At 54.3% G+C, this 24112-nt stretch carries 16 protein-coding genes; 13 read left to right on the top strand and 3 right to left on the bottom strand.

Annotated features, from left to right (window positions below; translation table 11 throughout):
- The first annotated feature begins 285 nt into the window (after nucleotides 1–285).
- The 5 genes from PUV47_RS12680 (at nucleotide 286) to uxaC (ending at nucleotide 7577) form a co-directional block, all read left to right on the top strand.
- On the top strand, nucleotides 286–801 hold the full coding sequence (locus PUV47_RS12680) for a TRAP transporter small permease (RefSeq protein WP_274218939.1): 516 nt from the start codon (nucleotides 286–288) through the stop codon (nucleotides 799–801).
- A gap of 21 nt (nucleotides 802–822) precedes the next feature.
- A complete protein-coding gene (locus PUV47_RS12675) occupies nucleotides 823–2130 on the top strand; it encodes a TRAP transporter large permease (RefSeq protein ID WP_274218938.1) in 1308 nt (435 codons plus the stop codon).
- A 4-nt stretch (nucleotides 2131–2134) separates the two neighbouring features.
- Complete coding sequence (locus PUV47_RS12670; RefSeq protein WP_274218937.1) at nucleotides 2135–4534, top strand: glycoside hydrolase family 31 protein; 2400 nt, start codon at nucleotides 2135–2137, stop codon at nucleotides 4532–4534.
- A 13-nt stretch (nucleotides 4535–4547) separates the two neighbouring features.
- Entirely contained in the window at nucleotides 4548–6026 is a 1479-nt protein-coding gene (locus tag PUV47_RS12665) for a mannitol dehydrogenase family protein (RefSeq protein ID WP_274218936.1), read from the top strand.
- Between the two features lie 138 nt (nucleotides 6027–6164).
- The gene (gene uxaC, locus PUV47_RS12660; protein ID WP_274218935.1) at nucleotides 6165–7577 is read left to right on the top strand and encodes a glucuronate isomerase; all 1413 of its coding nucleotides are present in this window, start codon (nucleotides 6165–6167) and stop codon (nucleotides 7575–7577) included.
- A 56-nt stretch (nucleotides 7578–7633) separates the two neighbouring features.
- Here the strand turns inward: uxaC and PUV47_RS12655 are convergent, their stop codons facing one another.
- Both PUV47_RS12655 and PUV47_RS12650 read right to left on the bottom strand, forming a co-directional pair.
- Nucleotides 7634–9454 (bottom strand): AMP-dependent synthetase/ligase, encoded by a 1821-nt coding sequence (locus PUV47_RS12655; RefSeq protein WP_274218934.1) that lies wholly within the window; start codon nucleotides 9452–9454, stop codon nucleotides 7634–7636.
- Nucleotides 9455–9565: 111 nt separating this feature from the next.
- On the bottom strand, nucleotides 9566–10594 hold the full coding sequence (locus tag PUV47_RS12650; protein ID WP_274218933.1) for a hypothetical protein: 1029 nt from the start codon (nucleotides 10592–10594) through the stop codon (nucleotides 9566–9568).
- A 216-nt stretch (nucleotides 10595–10810) separates the two neighbouring features.
- Here PUV47_RS12650 and PUV47_RS12645 point away from each other — a divergent pair, with 216 nt between their 5' ends.
- The 6 genes from PUV47_RS12645 to PUV47_RS12620 all read left to right on the top strand — a co-directional run bounded on the left by PUV47_RS12645 (nucleotide 10811) and on the right by PUV47_RS12620 (nucleotide 18167).
- A complete protein-coding gene (locus PUV47_RS12645; RefSeq protein WP_274218932.1) occupies nucleotides 10811–11986 on the top strand; it encodes a GAK system CofD-like protein in 1176 nt (391 codons plus the stop codon).
- A gap of 484 nt (nucleotides 11987–12470) precedes the next feature.
- Nucleotides 12471–13871, top strand: coding sequence for a YfcC family protein (locus PUV47_RS12640; RefSeq protein ID WP_274218931.1), 1401 nt, complete (start codon nucleotides 12471–12473; stop codon nucleotides 13869–13871).
- A 266-nt stretch (nucleotides 13872–14137) separates the two neighbouring features.
- Nucleotides 14138–15364, top strand: coding sequence for an arginine deiminase (gene arcA, locus PUV47_RS12635; RefSeq protein ID WP_274219229.1), 1227 nt, complete (start codon nucleotides 14138–14140; stop codon nucleotides 15362–15364).
- Nucleotides 15365–15404: 40 nt separating this feature from the next.
- The gene (gene argF / locus PUV47_RS12630; protein ID WP_274218930.1) at nucleotides 15405–16406 is read left to right on the top strand and encodes an ornithine carbamoyltransferase; all 1002 of its coding nucleotides are present in this window, start codon (nucleotides 15405–15407) and stop codon (nucleotides 16404–16406) included.
- A gap of 2 nt (nucleotides 16407–16408) precedes the next feature.
- Nucleotides 16409–17338, top strand: a complete 930-nt coding sequence (gene arcC / locus PUV47_RS12625) for a carbamate kinase (protein ID WP_274218929.1) — start codon at nucleotides 16409–16411, stop codon at nucleotides 17336–17338.
- Between the two features lie 292 nt (nucleotides 17339–17630).
- Entirely contained in the window at nucleotides 17631–18167 is a 537-nt protein-coding gene (locus PUV47_RS12620; RefSeq protein WP_274218928.1) for a GNAT family N-acetyltransferase, read from the top strand.
- On the opposite strand, the gene PUV47_RS12615 is transcribed toward PUV47_RS12620, so the two are convergent.
- Nucleotides 18164–18622 (bottom strand): Lrp/AsnC family transcriptional regulator, encoded by a 459-nt coding sequence (locus PUV47_RS12615; RefSeq protein WP_274218927.1) that lies wholly within the window; start codon nucleotides 18620–18622, stop codon nucleotides 18164–18166. The two genes, PUV47_RS12620 and PUV47_RS12615, sit on opposite strands and share 4 nt — an antisense overlap.
- 148 nt (nucleotides 18623–18770) lie before the next feature.
- On the opposite strand from PUV47_RS12615, the gene putA reads away from it, so the two are divergent.
- Together putA and PUV47_RS12605 are read left to right on the top strand one after the other, a co-directional pair.
- Nucleotides 18771–22409: a bifunctional proline dehydrogenase/L-glutamate gamma-semialdehyde dehydrogenase PutA gene (gene putA, locus PUV47_RS12610; RefSeq protein WP_274218926.1), complete on the top strand. Its 3639-nt coding sequence runs from the start codon at nucleotides 18771–18773 to the stop codon at nucleotides 22407–22409.
- Between the two features lie 199 nt (nucleotides 22410–22608).
- A complete protein-coding gene (locus PUV47_RS12605) occupies nucleotides 22609–24063 on the top strand; it encodes an NAD-dependent succinate-semialdehyde dehydrogenase (RefSeq protein WP_274218925.1) in 1455 nt (484 codons plus the stop codon).
- The last annotated feature ends 49 nt before the right edge of the window (nucleotides 24064–24112 follow it).

Below are 24112 nucleotides of genomic sequence, written 5' to 3'. Positions count from 1 at the left end.
TTTTGCTTGATGATCCACCCAAACCTCACGCAAGGTATATCAGCTTTATACCAAACGGGGCGTATCGGCCAAAAGGGCAAATAGGTCGACCAAAATTGCAATCTAAGTGTTCTTGCGGGCTGCCTTTGGGGGGCAAAGTCGCTAGCATTGCGGCAATTCAGTCGAAGTTGAAGGGCAAATTCGACGACAATCCGGGCACTGGCGCGCAGGTTGAACCCTCCCGATAATTGGCGGACCAATTGTAGCGACACTGCTGAACCCTTCAGTGACAGATGGATGATCGAAATGAAATCACTATCGAATATTGTTAATCGCTTACTCAGCACAGTTACGGTTTTTGTTTTTGCTGTGCTTGTTGTTTGTGTTGTGTGGCAGGTTGTGTCGCGCTTTATCCTTGGTCAGCCCAGCACGGTGACCGATGAGATGGCGCGGTTCATGTTCATGTGGATTGGTCTGATTGGCGCGGCGTATACGCTTGGCCAGCGCCGCCACCTTGCCATTGACCTTTTGACCGGCTCTCTTGTCGGGCGCACCAAGCTGCTGTCCGACCTGTTCATCACCCTGGCCATTGCCGTGTTCGCCATCACCATCATGCTGTATGGCGGCTCCAATCTGGTCACAAAGACCCTCGCCACCGGCCAACTGTCTCCGGCCCTACGCATCCCCATGGGCTACATCTACGCAGCCATTCCGTTCTCCGGAGCCGTGATCCTGTTTTACTGCGTGGAATTCGCAATCGGTCTGATCAACGGCACCGGCACCGGGCCCAACGATCAACCCGTCGAAGACGCCGCTGAATAGCAGAGAGTTAGAGAGATCCCCATGGAACTGCAAAGCGCACTTATCCTGTTTGGCGTATTCGCCGTGCTGGTGACCTTCGGCGTGCCGATTTCCTTTGCCATCGGCTTGGCAACCGTCACCTGCATCACCGTTCTCATGTCCTTCGACCAAGCCGTGTTCGTGGTGGCACAGCGCATGGCCACCGGTCTGGACAGCTTCACCCTTCTGGCCATTCCGTTCTTCATTCTGGCCGGCAACGTCATGAACCGGGGCGGCATCGCAGCCCGCATGATCGAGCTTGCCAAGGTTCTGGGCGGCCGCCTGCCGGGCGCACTGGCCCACTGTAACGTGCTGGCCAACATGCTGTTTGGCGCCATCTCCGGTTCGGCCGTGGCATCGGCTGCTGCGGTCGGCGGCATCATGTCCCCGCTGCAGAAGAAGGAAGGCTACGACCCGGCTTATTCCGCAGCCGTCAACGCCGCCTCTTGCCCAACCGGCATGCTCATTCCGCCATCCTCCACCTTGATCGTCTACTCCCTGATCTCAGGCGGCACCTCTGTGGCCACCCTGTTTGTGGCGGGCTACATTCCCGGCATTCTCATGGGGCTGGGCGTAATGGTCGTGGCCGGCATCATTGCCGCCAAACGCGGCTATCCCATCATCCCCATGCCGCCCATGAAGGAAGTGCTCTACAAGACCCTCGACGCCATCTTGCCCCTGATGCTCATTGTCATCATCATGGGCGGCATCATCGGCGGCATCTTCACCGCAACGGAAGCCTCCGCGGTGGCCGTGGTCTACTCGCTCGTACTTGCGGTGTTCATCTACCGGGAAGTGAAAATCACCGATCTGCCAAGCGTGATCCTGGAATCGGCCATCACCTCTTCCATCGTGCTGCTGCTGATCGGCTGTTCCATCGGCATGTCCTGGGCCATGGCGTTCTCCGACATTCCTTACGCCATCGCCGATGCGCTGGCCAATGTCTCCCAGAACCCGCTGATCATCATGCTGGTCATCAACCTGTGCCTGCTGGTCATCGGCACCTTCATGGACATGACCCCAGCACTCTTGATCTTCACGCCAATCTTCCTGCCGGTGGCAACCGAGCTCGGCATGGACCCGGTCCACTTCGGCATCATGATGACCTACAACCTGTGTATCGGCATCATCACTCCGCCGGTGGGCAGCGCCCTGTTCATCTCATGCTCCGTGGGCAAGGTCGCCATCAAGGACATCATCAAGCCGATGCTCCCGTTCTACGTGGCCGTGATTTCAATCCTCATGCTCGTCACATTCGTCCCGGAAATCAGCCTGTTCCTGCCACGGGTAATCCTAGGATACGGAGGGTAAAAAAATGAAAGCACTGAAGCACTGGTCTCATCTCTCCACCGATGGCAACCGCGTCGATCTTGAAGTCGACGGCCGCCACCTGTTCTCCATCTTTGTTCTGGAAGACGACGTTGTCCGCGTCCTGCTTCAGAACAACAAGGAACTGCGTCAGGGCCGCACCTGGTCCATTCAGCCCCACGGGACAACCGTTCCGTGGGAGGGACGGTCACGCCTTTCAACTGACGGCTTCTCGCTTCCGCAGTTCAAACAGGAAGTGAGCGACGACAAACTGGTCATCGAAACCGCCAAACTTCGCGTCACTGTGGTGACACCGCTCGCACTGATCTGGGATGCGAAGGACGAAAACGGCGAGTGGATCAACATCGCTGCGGACCGTCCAACGCATGCATACATGCTTGGCCTGCGCGATAACAAGAACTCCCACTTCCTGCGCCGTTACAAGAGTGACCGGTACTACGGACTGGGAGAAAAAGCAGGCAATCTGCAACGGAACGGTCGTCGCTATGAAATGCGCAACCTCGACGCCATGGGGTATGACGCTGAGACAACAGATCCGCTCTACAAGCACCTGCCCTTCACCATAACCAAGAGTGAAAGCGGCATCGCCTACGGTGTGTTCTACGACAATCTGGCCACATGCTGGTTCGATCTCGGCAACGAGCTCGACAACTACCATGTCGCTTACCGCGCCTACCGCTGTGAAGACGGGGATCTGGACTACTACTTCACCCTCGGTCCGACCATTAAAGAGGTCACAAAGGCGCAAGTGCGTCTGACCGGTAAGACAGCATTCCCTCCGAAGTGGTCTTTGGGCTATTCCGGCTCGACCATGTCTTACACCGACGCGCCCAATGCGCAGGAGCAACTTGAAGGCTTTATCGATCTGGTCGAAGAGCACGCCATTCCATGCGACAGCTTCCAGCTTTCCTCCGGCTATACTTCCATCGGCAACCTGCGCTACGTCTTCAACTGGAACTACGACAAGATCCCTGATCCAAAGGGAATGACCGACAAGTTCCTCAAGGCGGGCATTAATCTGGCGGCCAATATCAAGCCATGCCTGCTGACCAGCCATCCAGCCTACGGGGATCTGGCCAAGCGGGGCCTGTTCATCAAGGACAGTGAAGCCGACCAGCCCGAAATCTCTCTCTATTGGGACTCTGACGGCTCGCATCTGGACTTCACCAAACAGGAAACCATTGATTGGTGGAAACAGAACGTCACCGATCAATTGTTGGCCCGTGGCATTGGATCCACCTGGAACGACAACAACGAGTATGAAATCTGGGACTTCAAGGCGCAATGCGATGGATTTGGCGAACCAATTGACGTTGGCCTTATTCGCCCGCTGTTCTCCTTGCTCATGATGCGTGCATCAGAAGAAGCTCAGTTGGAGTTTGCGCCAGCAGAACGTCCATACCTGATCTCAAGAAGCGGGTGCCCAGGCCTTCAGCGCCACGTTCAAACGTGGACCGGCGACAACCGCACCGCCTGGAACAATCTGAAGTACAACGTGAAAATGGGCCTCGGCCTGTCCATGTCAGGCATCTACAACATCGGCCATGATGTTGGTGGCTTTTCTGGCGATCGCCCGGATCCGGAACTGTTTGTGCGCTGGGTTCAGAACGGTGTCATGCATCCGCGCTTCACCATTCACTCCTGGAACGACGACCATACGGTGAACGAAGCTTGGATGTATCCGGAAGTCACGCCGATGATCCGTGCGGCCATGCAGGTACGTCAACAGCTCCTGCCCTACTTCTACACCCTGCTATGGCGCGCCCACGTAAATGATGAACCCATGATCCGCCCTACTTTGATGGATCATGAAGACGACACCAACACCTTTGCGGAGAATGATGACTTCATGCTCGGCGACGACATTCTGGTGGCTTCTGTCGTCGAAAAAGGAGCGCGCACCCGTGAAGTTTACCTGCCAAACAATGGTACTGGTTGGTATGAGTTTGACACTGGTATTTATCACGCCGGTGGTCAAACCATAACAGTTGACGCCCCTCTTGAGCGTCTGCCACTGTTTGTCCGCGCAGGTACGGTAATTCCGCTGGCAAACGCATTTGCCAAGAACACAACTGAATGCCACGTGGAAGAGCTGGCCGTATTCCCGTTCCAGGGAACTGGTACACGCACCACAACCGTCTTTGAAGACGATGGCATCAGTCATCAATGGGAACAGGGAGAGCACTCAACTCTCGAAATACAATTGACCGGAAAATCATCCGGCAATGAGCTCGTCGTGAAACGGTCGGGCACCCTCGAGCCCGGCGAACGACAGATCACAGTCAGTGTTGCAGGACTTGGCACCAATGGATTGGATATTCCTCTGTCAATGAACGGGGAAACTTTGCCAAGCGCATCCATGACTTTTGCCCTCAGCGAATTTTAAAGGTTGATCACCAATGGGAACAGAATTCAAAGCTCTCGATTTGAACACGCTACCAAGCAGTGTCGAACGGCCAGCCTATGACCGCTCCAAGCTGAAGGCACGCGTTGCACACATTGGCTTTGGCGCCTTTGCCCGGGCTCACATTGCAATGCACCTGCATGAAACACTCGTTGCCAGTGGCGACGACTGGGGCATGCGAGTGATTGAACTGTTCGGCACACCGGACCTGTTCAACATGCTGGACGAAAATCAACGCCTCTACACACTTGTAGAGACCAGCGACGAAGGCAAATCCACCCGCCTTCTTGGCGCTGTGTGCGAAACTCAGCACGTTGCGCGGGATGGCATTCAGGCCATCATCGATGGTCTCGCAGAAGAAGACCTCAAAGTGATCTCAATGACGATCACGGAGAAAGGCTACTGCGTCAAGAATGAGCATCTGGACACGGACAACCCGATGATCCAGCATGACCTTGAAAACCTCAACACCCCAAAGACCGCAATCGGCCTTATCGTTGCAGCTCTCGCAAAACGGCGCGAACTGGGAATTGGGGCCGTCACCGTGATGTCCTGCGATAACCTGCCCCACAACGGGCATTTGACCAGTATTGCCGTACAGGAATTTGCAGCTAAGGTGGATCCGGACCTCGCCACTTGGGTGAAGGAAAACGTCTCCTTCCCGTCCACAATGGTCGACCGCATCGTACCGGCGCTGACAGATGAGTCCCGCGATATCGTCCGCGCAGAATTGGGCGGTCAGGCTGACCCGAACTGCATCGTTTGCGAACCGTTCCGTCAGTGGGTCATTGAAGACAACTTCAAGGTTGGCCGCCCGAAATGGGAGCTGGCCGGAGCGCAGCTTGTTGCCGATGTTGAGCCGTTTGAAGAAATGAAGCTGCGTACGCTGAATGGATCGCACTCCTTCTTGGCCTACCTTGGCTTCCTCGCTGGTAAGGAAACCATTGCCGATTGCGCAGCAGATCCTGTGTTCTATGCAGAAGCTCGCAAACTCATGGTTGATGAACAGCGCCCAACCCTGAACGTACCGGGTGATGTGGACCTTGTTGCGTATGCAGACATGCTCTTGAAGCGTTATTCCAACTCTCAACTGAAGCACCGCACCTGGCAGATTGCAGCAGACGGCACCCAGAAAATGCCTCAGCGCTGGTTGAACTCAGTCCGCTATCACCTTCAGCATGGAACTGATCATCGCCACCTGATCCTCGGAATCGGCGGCTGGATGAACTACATCAAAGGCAAGCGGGGTGAGGAAACCTTTGAGGTCGTGGACCCAATGAAAGATGTCCTTGCCGAGATCGTGTCAAAATATGGCGACGATCGCGAAGCGTATGTGAATGCTCTTCTGGCACTGGATGCAGTCTTCCCGGCTGATCTTGTGGCCAACGAGCAGTTCACTCAATCTGTCCACGCAGCCTATGCTGAAGTAGCTGACAAGGGCGCAGGTCAAGCCGTCGCCGACCTTGCCAACTAGACAGGTCCCAAACGTCAGGACCTCTGCGACCGGCCACGATTTGCTACAGGCGACAGATCGGGCCGGTCAGCTTCCTTCATCACACATTCAAGATGCAGGCCGCCGCCGTATCTTAAGAAAATAGAAGGCCAGATCGTTATGCAGCCATTCCTAGGAAAAGACTTCCTGCTTGAAACAGAAGCGGCTCAGAAGCTTTATCATGAATATGCGGCAGACATGCCGATCGTTGACTACCATAACCACCTCGATCCGAAGGCGATTGCCGAGAACCAGCAGTTTGAAGATATTGGCAGCACCTGGCTTGCAGGAGATCACTACAAGTGGCGTGCCATGCGTTGGGCCGGTGTGAATGAGCGCTTCATCACAGGCACCGAAACCACGTTTCGCGACAAGTTCAATGCCTATGCTGAGGTGATGCCAAAGTTTATTGGCAACCCGCTTTATCACTGGTCCCATTTGGAAATGTACCGCTACTTCGGCCTCGAAGGCACGGTTCTGTCTTCAAAGACGGCTGACCATGTTTGGGAGGCTTGTAACGCCAAATTGGCCAAGCCGGAGTTCGGCGCGCGCGGCCTTCTGGAAATGCAGAAGGTGGTCATGCTCGGCACCACGGACGACCCGGCTGACGACCTGCGTTATCACAAGCAGATCGCCGAGGACGCCAACATTTCCATGAAAGTGCGTCCAACCTTCCGCCCAGACAACGCATTCAAGATCAACAAGCCAGCTTTCCCGGGTTATATCGAACGCCTCGGCGGTGTTGTAGGTTTCGAAATCTCTTCCTACGAGAAGCTTCTTGAAGCACTCAAGCTGCGTCTTGATCATTTCGATGCGCACGGCTGCCGCGCCGCAGATCATGGCCTCGATTGCATGTTGTTCTCGCCAGTTCCAGGCTCAGCGGAGTTGGAGCGTATTTTCAAGCTCGGCCTCGATGCTGAGAGCCTGAACCTTGACGACATCACCGCATTCCAGTCTGCCGTGCAGGTGTTTCTTGGCAAGGAATACGCCAGACGCGGTTGGGTAATGCAGATCCACGTGGGGGCAACTCGTAACAATCGCACGCGCCTGTTCAAGGCACTTGGTCCAGATGTAGGCGTTGATGGCATAGATGACCGCGAGCTGGCAAATCCACTGAACCAGTTCCTTGACACACTGGATCAGGAAGACCTGCTGCCACGCACCGTCCTTTACAGCCTGGACCCAACCAAGAACGAAGTTGTCGTCACGACCGCAGGCAATTTCCAGGATGGCTCTATCGGCGGCAAGGTACAGGCAGGCACAGGCTGGTGGCACAATGACCAGCTCGACGGCATGGAACGCCAGATGACACAGCTGGCACAGATGGGTCTTCTCTCCCAGTTCTTGGGCATGTTGACCGACAGCCGCTCGTTCCTGTCTTTCCCGCGCCACGAATACTTCCGTCGTCTGCTCTGTAAGATGGTGGGAGAATGGATGGCAAAGGGCCATATTCCTGCTGATTTTGATCTGGCAGGCGGCATCATTCAGGACATTTGCTACCGCAACGCAGCTAAGTGGTTCCTCGAAGATTAAGACTTGGATGAATAGGTAAAAAGAAGCCCCGCAGAAGTTCTGCGGGGCTTTGTTTTTCAAGAAGCATAAATCTTGTCAACGAGTGCGCCATGCTTATCAAGCACACCAGCGCGCCTTACTTTCATGGTCGCGGTAAGCTCGCCAGCATTGATTGACAGGCCATCTCGAATAATCTGGAAACCTCTGATCTGTTCCGCACGGCCCACAGAAGCGTTTACCCGCTCAATCCCTTGACTGAGCGTCTCATGCAACTCTGGGGAGTCCAAGACCTTGTCCGAGGCAATTCCACGCGCCTCTGCAAACTCTGCGAGCGCTTGAGGATCCAACGACAGGAGTGCCCCCAAATAGTTTCGGTTGTTGCCAACAACGACAGAATACTCAATCAACGGAATACCACCGAGGAGCCCTTCAAGCTTGGCCGGGGCAATGTTCTTGCCACCTGACGTAACAATGATGTCTTTCTTGCGCCCTGTGATGAACAGATAACCATCACTATCGATATACCCAATGTCGCCTGTTCTCAGCCAACCATCATCAAAGACCTCATCGGTCGCCTCAGGATCGTGGGAGTAGCCCGTAAAATTCGCGCCGCCCCGGCAAAGGATTTCACCATCCTCGGCGATCTTCACTTCCATGCCTTCGATTGGCTTGCCGACAGAACCTATGCGCGTGTTTTCCGGAGAATTGAAGGTTGTCGCACCGCAGGTCTCCGACATTCCGTAGACCACGCGCAACACGACGCCAAGCCCCAGAAAGAACCGCTGAACCTCAACAGGAAGTGGCGCACCGCCGCTGATAATGATGTGCTGCTGATCAAATCCGATGGTGCGCTGAACCTTGTCTATAACCAATGCCTTCGCAATCTTTGCCTTGAAATCAAGCAGCGGCCCGGTTGCACGTCCCTCAATGCGGCGCTCGTACCATTCTCTCATGGTGCTCAACGACCACAATGCCAGCCTCTTCTTGAACCCTTCGGCCTGATCCAGACGCTCCTGGATCTTGACCATCATCTTCTCATAGACGCGCGGGACGCCAAAGAAGATGGAGGGTCTGACTTCTCTAAGGTCTTCTGGCACCTGAGGGATTGAGCGCGCAAAGTACACCCGATAGCCGTGATCGCTGTGCTGGATGATCGTACCCACCTGCTCCGCAACATGTGCCAACGGCAAATAGCAGAGATATCGATCTTCATTTGTCATGCGCTGGACTGAGGTCAGGCCGTTCGACTCCTCGCGCAGCGCACGATGGCTAAGTTGCACAGCCTTGGGTTTTCCAGTGGTGCCTGACGTATAAATCTGCAACGCGATATCTTCGGGCTCAATACGAGCGAGACGTCGCTGACGCTCTTCTTCCAGCTCCCCTATCGGGGCCCCGAGATCCATAAAGCTCTGCCAGTCGAGCTCCAAGTCAGAAGCGGGAGAACCATTAAGGCGCACTATTCGGCGCAGGTGCGGAAAGTCCTGCAAATGCTCCTCAAGTTGCGCCAGCTGCGCCTCATCTTCCACCACCAGAACCCGGCCCTCGCTGTGGCGCAGGATGTAGCGCACTTCATCGAGGGAAGCTGTCCAGTAGATGCCCGTGGGCGCGGCGCCAATCATCATCGCCGCGAGATCTGTAATCGCCCATTCCGGCCGGTTATAGCTCAGGATGCAAACCGTATCTCCGGGCCTAACCCCGCTGGCAATCAGGGCTCTGGCCGCCTGACATACTTCTTCAGCATAGCCGGTCCAGCTTGTGGGTTCCCACACTTGGGTGCCGCGAACATAGTACGCAGGATCAGAGCCCAATCTTTTAGCTGTGTTCAGGAATGCTACCGGAATGGAGACAAAGCCATCCGTGGCGCTTGTCGCTGCGCCGTTCGGACGTGAGATGCTCATACATACTCTTTCTTTATTGTTTTAGAATGCTGATATTCCAGCTCATTGCCTTTCAAATGGGGTCAGCAGATGGCAAAGCCCATAAGCACTAACAAGTAATTTTATTCATTCTTAAGCAGCTGATCCCAACAGAGCCAGACCGGCCTGCGTTACATCTGACGAGGAGCCGTCAATCCGCGCTTCATAGCAGGCAACATTTTGTAGCTGCTGCACATAGCTACGTACTTCAGGCCCTTCGCCGGGGCTTAAGAAGGTGCCATCGGTTTTTTGAAGGAACGGACTGCTTTCCACCATCAGTGAATTGATAAGGCCAGGCCGAGCCAACGGATTGATGCGGCGAAGCTCAATATCCTGCTCACCCCCGTCCGTTCTTGTCGACATGACCAAAGCCGTCAGCGGCACTTCACTGGTCGACGTGACCGAAAGCTCGTGGGCTTTATCTGCTGCCCGGTTCTTTTTCTTTGCCTTTTTGTGCTTGTTCTCGCCATCCATCGAAGGCGTAATGCACCAGGAATCTGCCGCCTGCGCAAGCGCCCGCAGCCCTGGCTTTCCAGTGAGCAGCATGCTGTGCTCTGTCATCAGCTGGGCGCGTGGATCTGCGAGCATGGCCTTGATCAGATTGTTTGCCCCAGACCAGTCCGGGCCAGCAATTGCCAAGGCTCGATCTCCAATCCGAATACAGGTCGCATCGCAAATAACGCCGCCGTCAAGCAAGAAGGCGTTTGCGAACTGCTGGCACACAAACTTCTCAATGTCATCCAGATGCGCCGAACAAGCACCACGGACAACACAAGACTTGCGGTTTTGCAGAAAGAAAAGGCCGCTGGAGCCGTCCAAGATCACTCGCGTCTTCCTGAAATCGCGAAAACGCAGGCTCTCCTGTTGCGTCTGATCCCATCGCCGAAGGGAGAACGGCAGTTCAGGCGCCTCGCCTTCAAAGATGACAATCTCCTGAAGCTCGTCAAGCGACGTGATTGAAGGATCAATCAGATTACGCAGCCGAACCTTTAGCTCATCAAGAACGGACTGGTTGTTTGATAGAAGCTTGAAAGACTTGCCCGATCGGCTGACGATCAACACCTCCTCAAGGAGTTGCTTGTTTTCAACCATGAGCTTACGGATATCGCGCAGTTTCATCATTGCGCTTCCACCTTTTTTCAATCTATCTCGAGATTAAATCGAGATTGAACTGCGTAAGTCGCCCCTATAGCAAGCTATCATCGAGATTCCTAGCAGGCTATCGAAGAGCGTTGCAAAATGGAGTTTCGCCGAGCGCTACCTGCCACATCAGAAATTGCTAGAGCGCTGTAATAGAGCTAAAACGGCACCAAGCCACTATCTAAGCCTAGGAAATACATGCAGATTACCCGCCAGCTGACGATCCCGGATCCAGTCCGCATCAGCCGCTACCAGCGCCTTCCCGAGCTAGGCCCAAACCTACTGTTCTTCAGCGGAGGCACTGCTCTGAATGGTATTTCCCGTGTTTTAAAGCACTTTACCCACAACAGTGCACACCTGATCACGCCGTTTGACAGCGGAGGCAGCTCGGCCACACTGCGTCAAGCCTTTGACATGCCGGCGATTGGTGATGTGCGCAGCCGCCTCATGGCATTGGCAGATGAAAGCTTGCTGGGACATCCTGAAGTCTATCAGCTGTTCTCACACCGCTTTCCGAAAACCGCCACGCAGAACACCTTGCGCCATGAGTTGGCCGGACTGGTTGGCGGAAGCCATCCGCTCATCACCGCCATTCCCATGCCCATGCGCGGCCTCATTCAAAACCAACTGCAATACTTTGCAGTCGCTATGCCAGCAGATTTCGACCTGCATGGCGCCAGCATCGGAAACCTGATCCTTGCAGGCGGGTACTTGAACAACAACCGTGAGCTTGATCCCATTCTTTTCCTTTTCTCCAAGCTCGTGAACACGTTAGGCCACGTCACGGTTACCACAAATGAGAAACTTCATCTGGCAGCCCGCCTTTCCGACCACTCGGTCGTCGTAGGACAGCACGCGATGACTGGTAAAGAGGTAGAGCCCCTTACCAGCCGCATTGAGGAGATTTTTCTCACGACCTCGCTTGAAAGCACCGATCCAGTCGACGTGCCGTTCCCACTGCGGCGGCAAGCTCTGGTCCGTCAAGCTGATCTCATCTGCTACCCACCCGGCAGCTTTTACAGCTCCCTCATGGCGAACCTCTTACCGAAAGGCGTCGGGCGCACCATAGCGGAAAACGGCAACCCAAAGGTCTACATCCCAAGCCTTGGCACCGACCCGGAGTTAAATGGGATCTCCCCCAATGAAGCTCTCCTGCGCCTGATCGATCAGTTAAAACGTGATGCGGGCGCCGATACGCCGACGAAGCAACTTCTGAACTTCGTATTGGCAGACGAAAGCTATGCAGCAAATTTTGACTTGGACTTGATGGAGAAGCACGAACTGAAACTTATCAGCGCACCGTTGACCTCTCAGTCGAACGCAGCAAAGTACGATCCGCAAAAACTCGTAGATTTCCTTCTCTCTCTGACATAACGATACGGCAATCTACATATAATCTTTAGTTGCACAAAACTTGACCAACCAAAGGCGGAGCATAACAATCGGCGACTCAATTGACTGAATCGGAAAGCTTCAATTGCCAAACTGACCTATCCCTTTTCTCAAAATAACCTATCCCATTGCCATACTCATTTTCACTTAGGCGCTGACATTTGTGAAAAAAGCCCATAAAAATTATTAGCTTCCGCCCTCTCATCAATTCGACATTTCTTAAATGACTAATTTTTGGTCACTTCAGCGCCGAAATGCACTTTAGTTTCCAATCCCTTGAGATATCACAGAATCCGCTCGTAGCTACGCGCAACCGACGCAGCATTTTCATCCAATGTGAACGGATAGCATCGATTTCTCGCCCAACGGAACTTCCAAGAAAACAAACGCCTTGACGGTAATCTGAGGACTAAGCTTACGTATTCGTAAGCAAGTACTTGTCCACGGCAAGATGAATTGGAAGACCATGTCCAGGCTTAAATTTCCCACCGCATTCACGATTTTGTTCGGGCTAATCATTGCGGTCGCAGTCGCCACGTGGGTTGTTCCCGCGGGGCAGTATGACCGAGTGATGAACGACGCATTAGGAAAGGAAGTCCCGGTCCCCGGGACTTACCAAACAGTTGAGTCTAACCCGCAGGGTATTGTTGATGTATTCATGGCACCCATTGCAGGTTTGTATGACCCAGTTTCCTACAGCGCAAACGCAATTGACGTTGCGGTTTTCGTACTGGTTATTGGCGGCTTCCTTATGGTTGTCACCAGAACCGGAGCCATTGATGCAGGTATTGCTCGCGTGATGTCCGCCCTCAAGGGCCGCGAAAACTTGATGATACCAATTTTGATGGCATTCTTCGCTGCAGGTGGCACCATCTACGGAATGGCCGAGGAGAGCCTTGCTTTCTACGCCCTAATCATCCCTGTGATGATCCGGGCGGGCTATGACTCAGTGACAGGCGTTGCAGTAATCATGCTTGGTGCAGGCATCGGAACCTTAGGTTCTACTATCAATCCATTTGCAACGGTGATCGCTTCCAATGCGGCAGGTGTACCGTTTACAGATGGCATTGTACTGCGCTTCATCATCTTGGCTGCTGGCTGGGCAATGTGTGTAGCCTGGGTGATGCGCTACGCTGCCAAGGTGAAAGCAAACCCCGACGCATCCGTAGTAGCGGATTTGCGCGAAGAACATCGCCAGCACTTCCTGCAAAACTCCAACATTGACGAAATTCCGGAATTCACCCGCACCCACGCAATCATCATGACTGTGTTTGCGCTTGTTTTTGCTGCCCTGATTTACGGCGTGGCAGCGCTAGGCTGGTGGATGGGAGAGATGTCAGCTCTGTTTCTGGCAGCCTCCATTCTGGTGGGCATTATTGCTCGCATGGGAGAAGCGGAGTTCGTCGACAATTTCATTGATGGTGCCCGGGATCTCCTTGGCGTCGCATTGATTATCGGTGTGGCCCGCGGAATCGTGGTCATCATGGACGCAGGCTCCATCACAGACACGATCCTGTTCTGGTCTGAGCAAGCTGTGAGCGGCCTCAGCCAAATCGCCTTCATCAATGTAATGTTCTGGCTAGAGTTGGTGCTGTCTTTCTTCGTGCCCTCCTCTTCAGGTCTCGCTGTGTTGTCCATGCCCATCATGGCACCTTTGGCCAGCTTCTCAGATGTGTCTGCCTCCCTCGTGGTCACGGCGTTCCAGTCTGCGAGCGGCCTGCTCAACCTGATCAACCCTACCTTTGCAGTCGTGATGGGTGGTCTGGCCATTGGCCGTGTCCCCTACGACAAGTGGCTGCGGTTTGCCATCCCACTCGTCCTCTTGCTCTTCGTCATGATCAGCATTGCTCTAAGTGTAAGCGTGTAGGACGGTACCGCCCCAAGAAACCAAAAGCAACAAGGGTATGGCCTATGAAACTCTCCGGAATAAGAACCATTTTAGACCGAAGCATCAATGACTGGACCGTACCACACGAACAACTTCCTCTGACCCACTGTGCGGTCAGAGGAGCCCCCACCGGGCAGATGTGGCCTGAAACCTGGACGCAGATCTATGGCAGCTATCAACTGGCCAGTTCCCCAGTGCAATCCACGTCAACGCCAGCAACCCCTTCAAGCTATGGAGTGTAAATGATGTCCAAGTTCGGCGTACATTCAGAGGTCGGTAAGCTTCGAGAAGTATTGGTCTGTCGCCCGGGCCTTGCCCATATGCGCCTGACACCCGGAAACTGCCACGAGCTTCTGTTCGATGACGTTCTCTGGGTCAGAGAGGCCCAAAAGCACCACTACGATTTTCGCCTTCGCATGGAAGAGCGCGGCGTCAATGTCCTCGAAATGCATACATTGCTTGAGGAAACCCTCAATGACCACGATGCCCGCAGGTGGATACTGGACCGTAGGATCACGCCCACCCGCGTTGGAGCAGGCATGGCCGAAGACCTGCACAGCTGGTTGATGGAACAACCCTCCAAGTTTCTGGCGGAACACTTGATCGGCGGCATCACAAGGGGAGAGCTGGGCTTCGAACCAAAGGGCGTTTTTGGCCGCTCGCTGGAACCCCAGGACTTCGTTATTCCGCCATTACCAAACACCTTGTTTACCCGTGACACCTCCTGCTGGATTTACAACGGCGTCACAGTAAATCCCATGTACTGGCCCGCCCGGCGCAATGAAACCCTCCTCACAACGGCGATCTATCGCTTCCACCCTCATTTCAAGGGCAAGGTGAACATCTGGTGGGGCAATCCGGACCAAGATTTCCACGAGAGCACCGTGGAAGGCGGCGACGTGATGCCCATCGGCAATGGCGTGGTCCTGATCGGCATGGGAGAACGCACCACACCACAAGCGGTGGGCCAAGTCGCACGGTCTTTGTTCGACAACAAGGCAGCAGAGCGTGTGATCGCCTGTCAGATGCCGAAGAGCCGCGCGGCCATGCACCTCGACACGGTCTTCACTCTCATCGACCGGGATAAAGCCACCGCCTACCAGTCCGTCTGTGATGAAATCAAATGCTACTCAATCCGACCAGAAGGCAAGAATGGCTATGTCGATTATCGCCAAGAGAAGGGCCATCTGTTTGATGTTGTTGGAGATGCACTAGGAATTAAGAAACTAACTGTGGTCACGACAGGTGGTAACGCGTACGATCAAGAACGAGAACAATGGGATGACGGCAACAATGTTGTGTGTATCGAGCCGGGCGTTGTTGTTGGTTACCGACGCAACACCCACACAAATTCGAAGCTTCAGCGGGCCGGTGTCGAAGTTATCGGCATTGAAGGCTCTGAACTTGGCCGCGGCCGCGGCGGCGGGCACTGCATGACCTGCCCAATCATTCGCGACCCTATCAGCATGTAGTCATCAGAAAGATTAATCGAGTAATACGGAGAGCAAAAGCATGGCTTTCAACCTCAAAGGCCGGAGCTACCTTAAAATCAAGGACTTCACACAGCGCGAAATGCTATACCTCCTCGATCTGGCCCGAGACCTCAAGCGCGCCAAATACACGGGCAATGAAGTGCAGCGCATGAAGGGCAAGAATATCTGTCTCATCTTCGAAAAGACTTCCACCCGAACCCGCTGCGCGTTTGAAGTTGCCGCACACGATCAGGGGGCCAATGTTACCTATCTCGATCCATCAGGCTCACAGATCGGTCACAAGGAGTCCATGAAGGATACCGCCCGTGTTCTGGGGCGCATGTATGACGCCATTCAATTTCGCGGCAAGTCTCAAACCGCGGTTGAAGAGCTGGCAGAGTTTGCTGGTGTGCCGGTCTATAATGGTTTGACCGATGAGTGGCACCCAACCCAGATGTTGGCTGACTTCTTGACCATGATGGAGCACACCGAGAAGCCCAGGAGTGAAATCTCCTACGCCTATCTTGGCGACGCCCGCAACAACATGGGGCACTCCCTGCTTATGCTGGGTGCGTTGATGGGCTGCGATGTCCGGATCGTGGCTCCCAAAGAGCTGCAACCAGATCCATCCATCGTGGAGTTTGCTCGTCAGACCGCTGAAAAATACGGCTCCCGTGTGATGGTCACTGATGACGTAAAAACTGGCACGGAAGGCGTGGATTTCATCCACACTGACGTGTGGCTTTCCATGGGAGAGTCTGCCGAGATATGGGAAAGCCGCATCAGGCTGCTGAGAGACTACCAAGTCAACAAGGCAGTCATAGAAGGCACAGGCAATCCGTACACAAAGTTCATGCATTGCCTACCTGCGTTCCACAACCGCGAAACCAAGGTTGGTGAGGAGATTTTCCAGAAGTTCGGCCTTCCGGCAATGGAAGTCACCGAGGAAGTTTTCGAGTCTGATCGCAATATCGCTTTCGAACAAGCCGAAAACCGCATGCACACCATCAAGGCCGTTATGGTCGCCACGATTGGAAGCTAAAAATGCGTATTGTCATAGCGCTTGGCGGAAATGCATTGCTTCGCAGAGGCGAAGCAATGACCGCCGAAAACCAGAGAAAAAACGCGCGTATCGCAGCTGAGGCACTTGCTCCATTGAACAACGGCCATGAACTGGTCGTCACCCATGGCAACGGTCCTCAGGTAGGCCTCTTGGCCCTGCAAGGCGCTGCCTACAAGGATGTCGAGACTTACCCTCTCGACGTCTTGGGTGCCGAAACGGTGGGGATGATTGGCTACATGATCGAACAGGAGCTTGGCAACGTGCTTCCTTTCGAAAAGCCGTTTGCCACCATCCTGACTCAGGTTGAGGTTGATCCCAAAGATCCTGCCTTTCAGGACCCAACGAAGTACATTGGGCCGATCTATTCCAAAGAAGAAGCCGACAAACTGGCCGCTGAAAAAGGCTGGGCTCTTAAACAAGATGGTGATAGCTGGCGCCGTGTAGTCCCTTCTCCACTGCCAAAACGAATTTTCGAGCTGCGCCCGATCAAGTGGATGTTGGAACGGGGCGTGCTGGTGATTGCAGCGGGCGGCGGCGGCATTCCGACCATGTACGATGAAAACAACAAGCTCATTGGCGTGGAGTGCGTCATCGACAAGGATCGAGCTTCCGGTCTGCTTGCCAAGGAGATTGATGCCGATGCCTTTGTCATGGCGACAGATGCAGACGCTGTCTACCTTGATTGGGGAACGCCAGAACAGCGCGCCATAAAATCTGCAACTCCGGAAGAACTAGACAAGTATGGATTTGCTGCAGGGTCGATGGGACCCAAGGTAGAAGCCGCCCAGACTTTTGTTCGCCTCACTGGGAAAAAAGCAGTCATCTGTACGTTGGACCAAGTGGCTCAAGCTATTGCTGGAGAGGCAGGAACCACCGTGGCCAACGATGCTGGTCCCATGAAGTTCCACTGATAGATTTGAGGTCCCGACCTTTTCGCGAGGTTGGGGCCTTCCGAATCAAGTCTTTCCAAAACAGTTCGGACCTCCGATGAAGCTACTCCCGGCATCACCGGAACCTCTTCATCTTTGGCTCAAGCGTATCGAGGGCTATCGAGAATTTTGACACAAGCTATACTGGCAAATATGAAGCGCACCGTCAGAGACCTGAAGAATTGGTCTGCTTGTGTATGAACTACAACCTCACGTCTATCGCTTACCTCATGGAATGGTAGACAAAGCCGCGCGTCGGTATGGGAGATAAGAGATGGATGGTTTGCTCTGGATTCCGATGAGCGAGGGCGCAGTTGATAAGCTGGCACCCATCATGCAGCACGCCTACCCACACCTTCCGGATGAGACGGTCGCCTTTCATGAGAAACGGGCTCTATATCCCAACGGATGCTTCGTTCTCGTTAGCGAGCAAGAGCCAGACGTCGTTCTGGGATACGTGATTGCGCATCCATGGCGGCTCAATGACATTCCGCCGCTCAATGAAACTTTCGGCAAGCTGCCCGGCGGAAGTGATGTGCTGTATCTCCACGACGTTGCGCTGCTTGCGCAGGTGCAAGGCGTTGGAGCCGCGCACGCCATTCTTCACAAGCTCGACAGCCTCGCCGCAGAAGAAGGCTTCAAACAGATCGCCATTACAGCGATCCCCCAGGCGATCTCCTACTGGCAGAAGAAAGGCTTCGAAGAGGTACATGTCCCTCAGTTGGAAGAAAAGCTTCTGAAGTACGGCATGGGCTCCAAATACATGCTTCATACAGTAAATGGAGAGGCACCTGCGGAAGAAGCCGACTAGATAACCGTGGCACGCTCCTTCACGGGCTCCATACAAACGAAAGTCGACGTTTGCGCGACGTGTGGCATCGCGGAGATCTTCTCACCAAGCACTTGCCGATAGCTTGCGATATCCTTGGTGCGGACCTTGAGCAGATAGTCGAAGCTGCTGGCGATCATATGGCATTGTTCGATTTCCTTGATACCACGCGCCGCTCGATTAAATGCTTCAAGCGACTGCGAGCGCGTATCGCTTAGCTTGACCTGCACAAACGCGATGTGGCCCGCCGACACCTTGCTCGGATCAATCTCTGCACGATAGCCCAGAATATACCCCTTTTCTTCAAGTCGCTTCATCCGCAACTGGCAAGGGGTCTTGGACAACCCGACCCGCTTTGCCAGCTCCGTAACGGTGATACGCCCGTCATCTTGAAGCACCGTAAGGATTTTCCGATCAAAGCTATCCAATTCGCCCAAAACACTCTCCCAGACTCATCGAAAGACCTAGTGATAGCACGTAATCTGGTCTAATTTCTTCTAATCATACAAATTCGAGGAGATACGACCAAGAGCCTTTTGATAGTATGCAAGCAAATACAAAGTCGATCATGAATTGGAGAGTACGATGGTCGCAACAATGCAGAAGCAAAACATCCGCACCGCCATTCGAAACGCTTATCTGGCAGATGAAGAAACCTGCGTGAGGGCGCTCGCTGCCTCCATCAAGCTGGATGAGACAGAGCGTCAAGCCATATCGCTGGAAGCAACAAGGCTCGTGCGCGAATTGCGGAGTACCACCTCACCAACCATGATGGAGAGCTTCCTCGGTCAGTATGGCCTGTCCACACAGGAAGGTATCGCGCTCATGTGTCTTGCAGAAGCATTGTTGCGCGTGCCAGACACAGACACCATTGATGAGCTGATCGCAGATAAAATCACACCCAGCAAATGGGGTGAACATCTGGGGCGCTCGACCTCGTCTCTCGTAAACGCCTCAACATGGGCCTTGCTGCTTACAGGCAAGGTCCTGTCTTCAGATAATCAGGGCATAGCTGGCGCGCTCCATGGCATGGTAAAGCGGCTCGGCGAACCGGTTGTACGAAAAGCCGTTTCGCAGGCGATGAAAGAACTTGGTCGCCAATTTGTTCTTGGCCGTTCAATTGAAGAAGCCCGCAAAAACGCCCGAACCTATGAAGACAAGGGCTTCACTTATTCCTATGACATGCTAGGCGAAGCAGCTCTGACTGAAGAGGATGCAAAGCGCTATCACAAAGCTTACGCCGACGCCATTGGAGAGATCGCAAAGGCTTGCACCTCCTCAGAAATCCGCGAAAACCCCGGCATTTCCGTCAAGCTCTCAGCCCTTCATCCGCGATATGAGTTTGCCAAGAAAACGCGCGTTCTGCAGGAGCTAGTGCCCCGAACTTTGTCGCTTGCCAAACTCGCGCGCGATGCGGGTATGGGCTTTAACATCGATGCAGAAGAAGCAGATCGGTTGGACCTATCCCTTGATGTAATTGAGCAAGTGCTATCAGATCCAGCACTTGAAGGCTGGGATGGCTTCGGCGTCGTGGTGCAGGCCTTCGGACAACGCTGCGGTCTCGTGATCGATTGGCTCTACGAGCTCGCTACAAAACATGACCGTAAGATCATGGTGCGACTGGTGAAAGGAGCCTATTGGGATTCGGAGATCAAGCGCGCGCAAACGATGGGTCTTGAGGGCTTCCCGGTCTTCACTCGCAAGAACAACACCGACATATCCTACGCTGCTTGCGCACAAAAGCTGCTCGCAATGACGGATCGGATTTACCCGCAGTTTGCAACCCACAACGCCCATAGCGTGGCCACCATTTTGGAAATGGCAAAGGCCTTGCCAAAGTCGTCCTTCGAGTTTCAACGGCTTCATGGAATGGGCGAAGCACTGCACGATATTACCATGCAGGCGCACGACACCCGCTGCCGTATTTATGCGCCCGTCGGTGCGCACAAGGACCTGCTCGCATATCTGGTGCGCCGCCTCCTGGAGAACGGCGCAAATTCTTCCTTCGTCAATCAGATCCGCAATGAGGCCATCTCGCCAGAAACCATTGCAGAGGACCCGATTGAGCACTTCGAAACCACCAGTTTGCCTATATACAATGATCGCATCGCCACTGCTCCGCGCCTTTTTGGCCCGCACCGCAAGAACTCACGTGGTTGGGACCTCAGTGATCCTTTGGCAATGGATGAATACCTCACTGAACTTAATGGCTTCAAACACAAACGATGGACATGTGAGCCCCTTATCGCTGCGCCAGTAGAAGGGACCAGCCCCAAGGACATTCTGAACCCCGCCGACCTCACAGATGTGGTGGGCACCGTTCGCAACGCTTCAGCCAACGATATCTCCAAGGCTCTCACAGCCGCAGAAGCCGGAGCGCAAGAGTGGGCTGCCTTGCCCGTTGCCAAGCGTGCAGAATTGCTCAACAAAACCGCAGACCTCTATGAAGAACATGCCTATGAAATCTTTGCCGTTCTGACCCGTGAAGCAGGCAAGAGCTACATGGACGCAATCAACGAATTGCGAGAAGCAGTAGATTTTGCACGCTACTACGCCCAGGAAGCACTGCGCCTTGAGGAAGAGCGAGGCAAGATCGCGGCTCGTGGGATCATCTCCTGCATCTCTCCTTGGAACTTCCCGCTTGCAATTTTCTCAGGGCAAGTTTTCGCGGCTCTTGCCGCCGGTAATGCGGTCCTAGCAAAACCGGCAGCACCCACACCTCTGATTGCCGCAGTTGGTGTACGCCTCATGCATGAGGCAGGCATTCCGAAGGCCTCCGTGCAGTTGCTCCCGGGTGGTGGCTCCGATGTTGGAGCCGCACTCACAAAGGACCCACGCATCTCGGGTGTTTCCTTCACTGGCTCCACGGCAACGGCGCAAACCATCAACAAAGCCATGGCGCAAAACCTGTCTCCAGCCGCACCACTGATTGCTGAAACAGGCGGCCTTAATGCGATGATCGTCGATTCAACCGCACTTCCTGAACAAGCCATCCGAGACATCATCACCTCAAGCTTCCAGAGCGCTGGCCAACGTTGTTCCGCACTGCGCATGCTTTATGTTCAAGAGGATGTCGCAGACCGCTTCCTCACCATGCTGTTCGGTGCCATGGATGAACTGGAACTTGGAAACCCTTGGTCCTTGAGTGTCGATGTTGGGCCTGTCATCGACGTTCCGTCGCAGGACAAAATCGAAGCGCACTGCGCCAAGTGGGCCGAGAAAGGCCGCGTTCTGAAGACCCTGAAGAAACCTGAGGGCGGATACTTTGTCTCCCCAACGGTTATCAAGCTTACAGGCATTGAAGAGCTGGAAGAAGAAATCTTCGGCCCGGTTTTGCATGTGGCTACCTTCAAGGCCGATCAGGTCGATAAAGTCATTAACGACATCAACGGAAAGGGCTTCGGCCTCACCTTCGGCCTTCACACCAGAATTGATAGCCGCGTTCAGCACATTGTGGACCGGGTAAAAACAGGCAACATTTATGTGAACCGCAACCAGATTGGTGCCATTGTGGGCTCTCAGCCCTTCGGCGGCGAAGGCCTGTCGGGAACCGGTCCTAAAGCTGGCGGACCACACTATGTGGCACGCCTCGTTGAGCCAAAACTTGCAGCAATCCGGCTTAGAGAGGAGTTACCGATTGTTGGCAGCGCCTCTCTGCAACAAATGCTGAATGAGATTGGTCAAAGGACCTGGACCGATCCGGACCGCTTCAACAAACTAGCAGCTGCATTTCCTGTACATCGCGAGCTGATTGATGAAGCCGAAATGACCCAAGTCTTCATCATGCCGGGGCCAACGGGTGAAACCAACAAACTCTCCAGCGCGCCGCGTGGCACTATCCTGTGTCTGGGCCCTAATAGAGAAGCCTTGGAAGAACAGGCCATCTGCGCCCTCGCATCAGGCAATGCGGTCGTGTTGGTAGGTGAGTTAGCATCAGAGCTTTCAGCAGAGCTAACAAGACTTGGCGCGCCCTCGGCTGCACTCGATGGCCACCTCTCTGCGGCATCGCTTAGCAAAGTGGAGCACGTTCACGCTGTAGCCAGCTTCGCAGAGCTTGCTGAACTCAAGGAGATGCGCAATGCCCTTGCCGAGCGCGACGGTGCCCTGCTCCCGCTGATCTGTGAGCGCGGTCAACCCGAACGCTACGCCCTTGAGAGGCACTTGTGCGTTGATACCACAGCGGCAGGAGGCAATGCTTCACTACTTGCCGCGGCTGAAAGCTAATTCACGCCCCCGTTTTCTGGAAATGGCGCCTAACGAGGTGCCATTTCTTTCTGGCCACACTTTCACTTGAAGCTCCACCCTACCAAGTATGAGTGGTATCCCTTAGCTCTTCTGCTAGGCTGCGAAACCAACACAAGGTGCAATCCTGGGACACACTGCACCTCGACAGAAACCACCTCATCTTCTCTAGGGATAAGAAATGGCTGATTATTCAAGGTTCATGCGACAGGCCAACCTCATTGGCGGCGAATGGGTAAGTGCCGACGATGGCACTACAATCGCAGTAGAAAATCCAGCAACCGGCGAAGTGATTGGTCATATCCCAAAGTGTGGTGCCGCAGAGACGTATCGCGCCATTGCAGCTGCCCAGCGCGCGTTTGAGAGCTACCGCGAAACCACAGCCAATGAACGTTCAGTCATGCTGCGCCATCTGCATGATGCGCTGATGGATCATCAGCAATCCCTTGCAGAGCTATTGACGACAGAACAAGGCAAACCTCTCGCAGAAGCGAAGGGCGAGATCGCCATCGGCGCCGCCTATGTCCTTTGGTACGCAGAAGAGATCCGCCGAACCTATGGCGAGATTGTTCCCTCTCCTGTCAAAGATCGCCGTCTGCTGGTGACAAAGCACCCAACAGGTGTGGTGGGGGCCATCACACCCTGGAACTTCCCAAGCTCCATGCTCGCGCGCAAGCTTGGTCCAGCACTGGCCGCGGGCTGCACGGTGGTGGTCAAGCCGGCCACAGTAACCCCATACTCTGCGCTTGCATGGGGTGTTTTGGCGGAAGATGCTGGCTTCCCCGCTGGTGCAGTCAACATTCTTACTGGCTCGGCTCGCGAGATTGGTGGCGAGATCATGTCCAACCCACTGGTGAAAAAGGTCACCTTCACCGGCTCTACCGAGGTGGGAAAGACTCTTATTCGTCAGTCCGCTGACACGGTGAAGAAGATTTCCATGGAGCTGGGAGGCAACGCACCATTCATTGTCTTTGATGATGCGGATGTAGATCGGGCTGTTGAAGGGGCGATTGCGTCCAAGTTCCGCAATTCAGGCCAAACCTGCGTTTGCACCAACCGCTTCTATGTTCAAGAAGGCATTTATGACGCCTTCCTTGCCAAACTGAAGGTGGCAACGGAGGCATTAAAGGTTGGCAACGGGCTTGAAGACGGCACACAACAAGGCCCGCTCATAGACACAGCTTCCATTTCCAAGATGGAAGACCTGATGAAAGATGCCGAGGCAAAAGGTGGCAGAGTGGTAACGGGTGGCAAGCGCCATGCTCTTGGAGGCCAGTTCTTTGCGCCTACCATCATTGCGGAGGCGAACGACACCATGCACCTCACCAAGGAAGAAATCTTCGGCCCGATTGCACCGATTTTCAAATTCAACACGGAAGAACAGGCTATCGCTAAAGCTAATGACACAGAGTTCGGACTTGCAGCCTACGCCTATACTCAGGATCTTGGCCGCGCCTTCCGTCTTAATGAAAAGCTTGAGTACGGTCTGATCGGGATCAACGAGGGGATCATCACCACGGTTGAAGCGCCATTCGGCGGTCTGAAAGAAAGCGGCCTTGGCAAAGAGGGCGGACATCAGGGAATTGATGACTATCTGGACACCAAATATACCGCCATCGGTGGCTTGAACCTCTAACAGAAACAGGGGGCGCCCTCCCGACGCCCCCTGCCTCTCCTCCCCAATT

This window comes from Pseudovibrio exalbescens (assembly GCF_028737195.1).
Lineage (GTDB): Bacteria > Pseudomonadota > Alphaproteobacteria > Rhizobiales > Stappiaceae > Pseudovibrio > Pseudovibrio zosterae.
This window is presented reverse-complemented; position numbering and strand designations above follow the sequence as displayed.

What these genes read in the sequence shown, in the direction of transcription:
- PUV47_RS12640 (WP_274218931.1), top strand. Translation starts at nt 12,471, where the DNA reads ATGTCCAGGCTTAAATTTCCCACCGCATTCACGATTTTGTTCGGGCTA.
- PUV47_RS12605 (WP_274218925.1), top strand. Translation starts at nt 22,609, where the DNA reads ATGGCTGATTATTCAAGGTTCATGCGACAGGCCAACCTCATTGGCGGC.
- uxaC (WP_274218935.1), top strand. Translation starts at nt 6,165, where the DNA reads ATGCAGCCATTCCTAGGAAAAGACTTCCTGCTTGAAACAGAAGCGGCT.
- PUV47_RS12650 (WP_274218933.1), bottom strand. Translation starts at nt 10,594, where the DNA reads ATGATGAAACTGCGCGATATCCGTAAGCTCATGGTTGAAAACAAGCAA.
- arcC (WP_274218929.1), top strand. Translation starts at nt 16,409, where the DNA reads ATGCGTATTGTCATAGCGCTTGGCGGAAATGCATTGCTTCGCAGAGGC.
- PUV47_RS12655 (WP_274218934.1), bottom strand. Translation starts at nt 9,454, where the DNA reads ATGAGCATCTCACGTCCGAACGGCGCAGCGACAAGCGCCACGGATGGC.
- PUV47_RS12665 (WP_274218936.1), top strand. Translation starts at nt 4,548, where the DNA reads ATGGGAACAGAATTCAAAGCTCTCGATTTGAACACGCTACCAAGCAGT.
- PUV47_RS12620 (WP_274218928.1), top strand. Translation starts at nt 17,631, where the DNA reads ATGGATGGTTTGCTCTGGATTCCGATGAGCGAGGGCGCAGTTGATAAG.
- PUV47_RS12645 (WP_274218932.1), top strand. Translation starts at nt 10,811, where the DNA reads ATGCAGATTACCCGCCAGCTGACGATCCCGGATCCAGTCCGCATCAGC.
- arcA (WP_274219229.1), top strand. Translation starts at nt 14,138, where the DNA reads ATGTCCAAGTTCGGCGTACATTCAGAGGTCGGTAAGCTTCGAGAAGTA.
- PUV47_RS12675 (WP_274218938.1), top strand. Translation starts at nt 823, where the DNA reads ATGGAACTGCAAAGCGCACTTATCCTGTTTGGCGTATTCGCCGTGCTG.
- PUV47_RS12680 (WP_274218939.1), top strand. Translation starts at nt 286, where the DNA reads ATGAAATCACTATCGAATATTGTTAATCGCTTACTCAGCACAGTTACG.
- argF (WP_274218930.1), top strand. Translation starts at nt 15,405, where the DNA reads ATGGCTTTCAACCTCAAAGGCCGGAGCTACCTTAAAATCAAGGACTTC.
- PUV47_RS12670 (WP_274218937.1), top strand. Translation starts at nt 2,135, where the DNA reads ATGAAAGCACTGAAGCACTGGTCTCATCTCTCCACCGATGGCAACCGC.
- putA (WP_274218926.1), top strand. Translation starts at nt 18,771, where the DNA reads ATGGTCGCAACAATGCAGAAGCAAAACATCCGCACCGCCATTCGAAAC.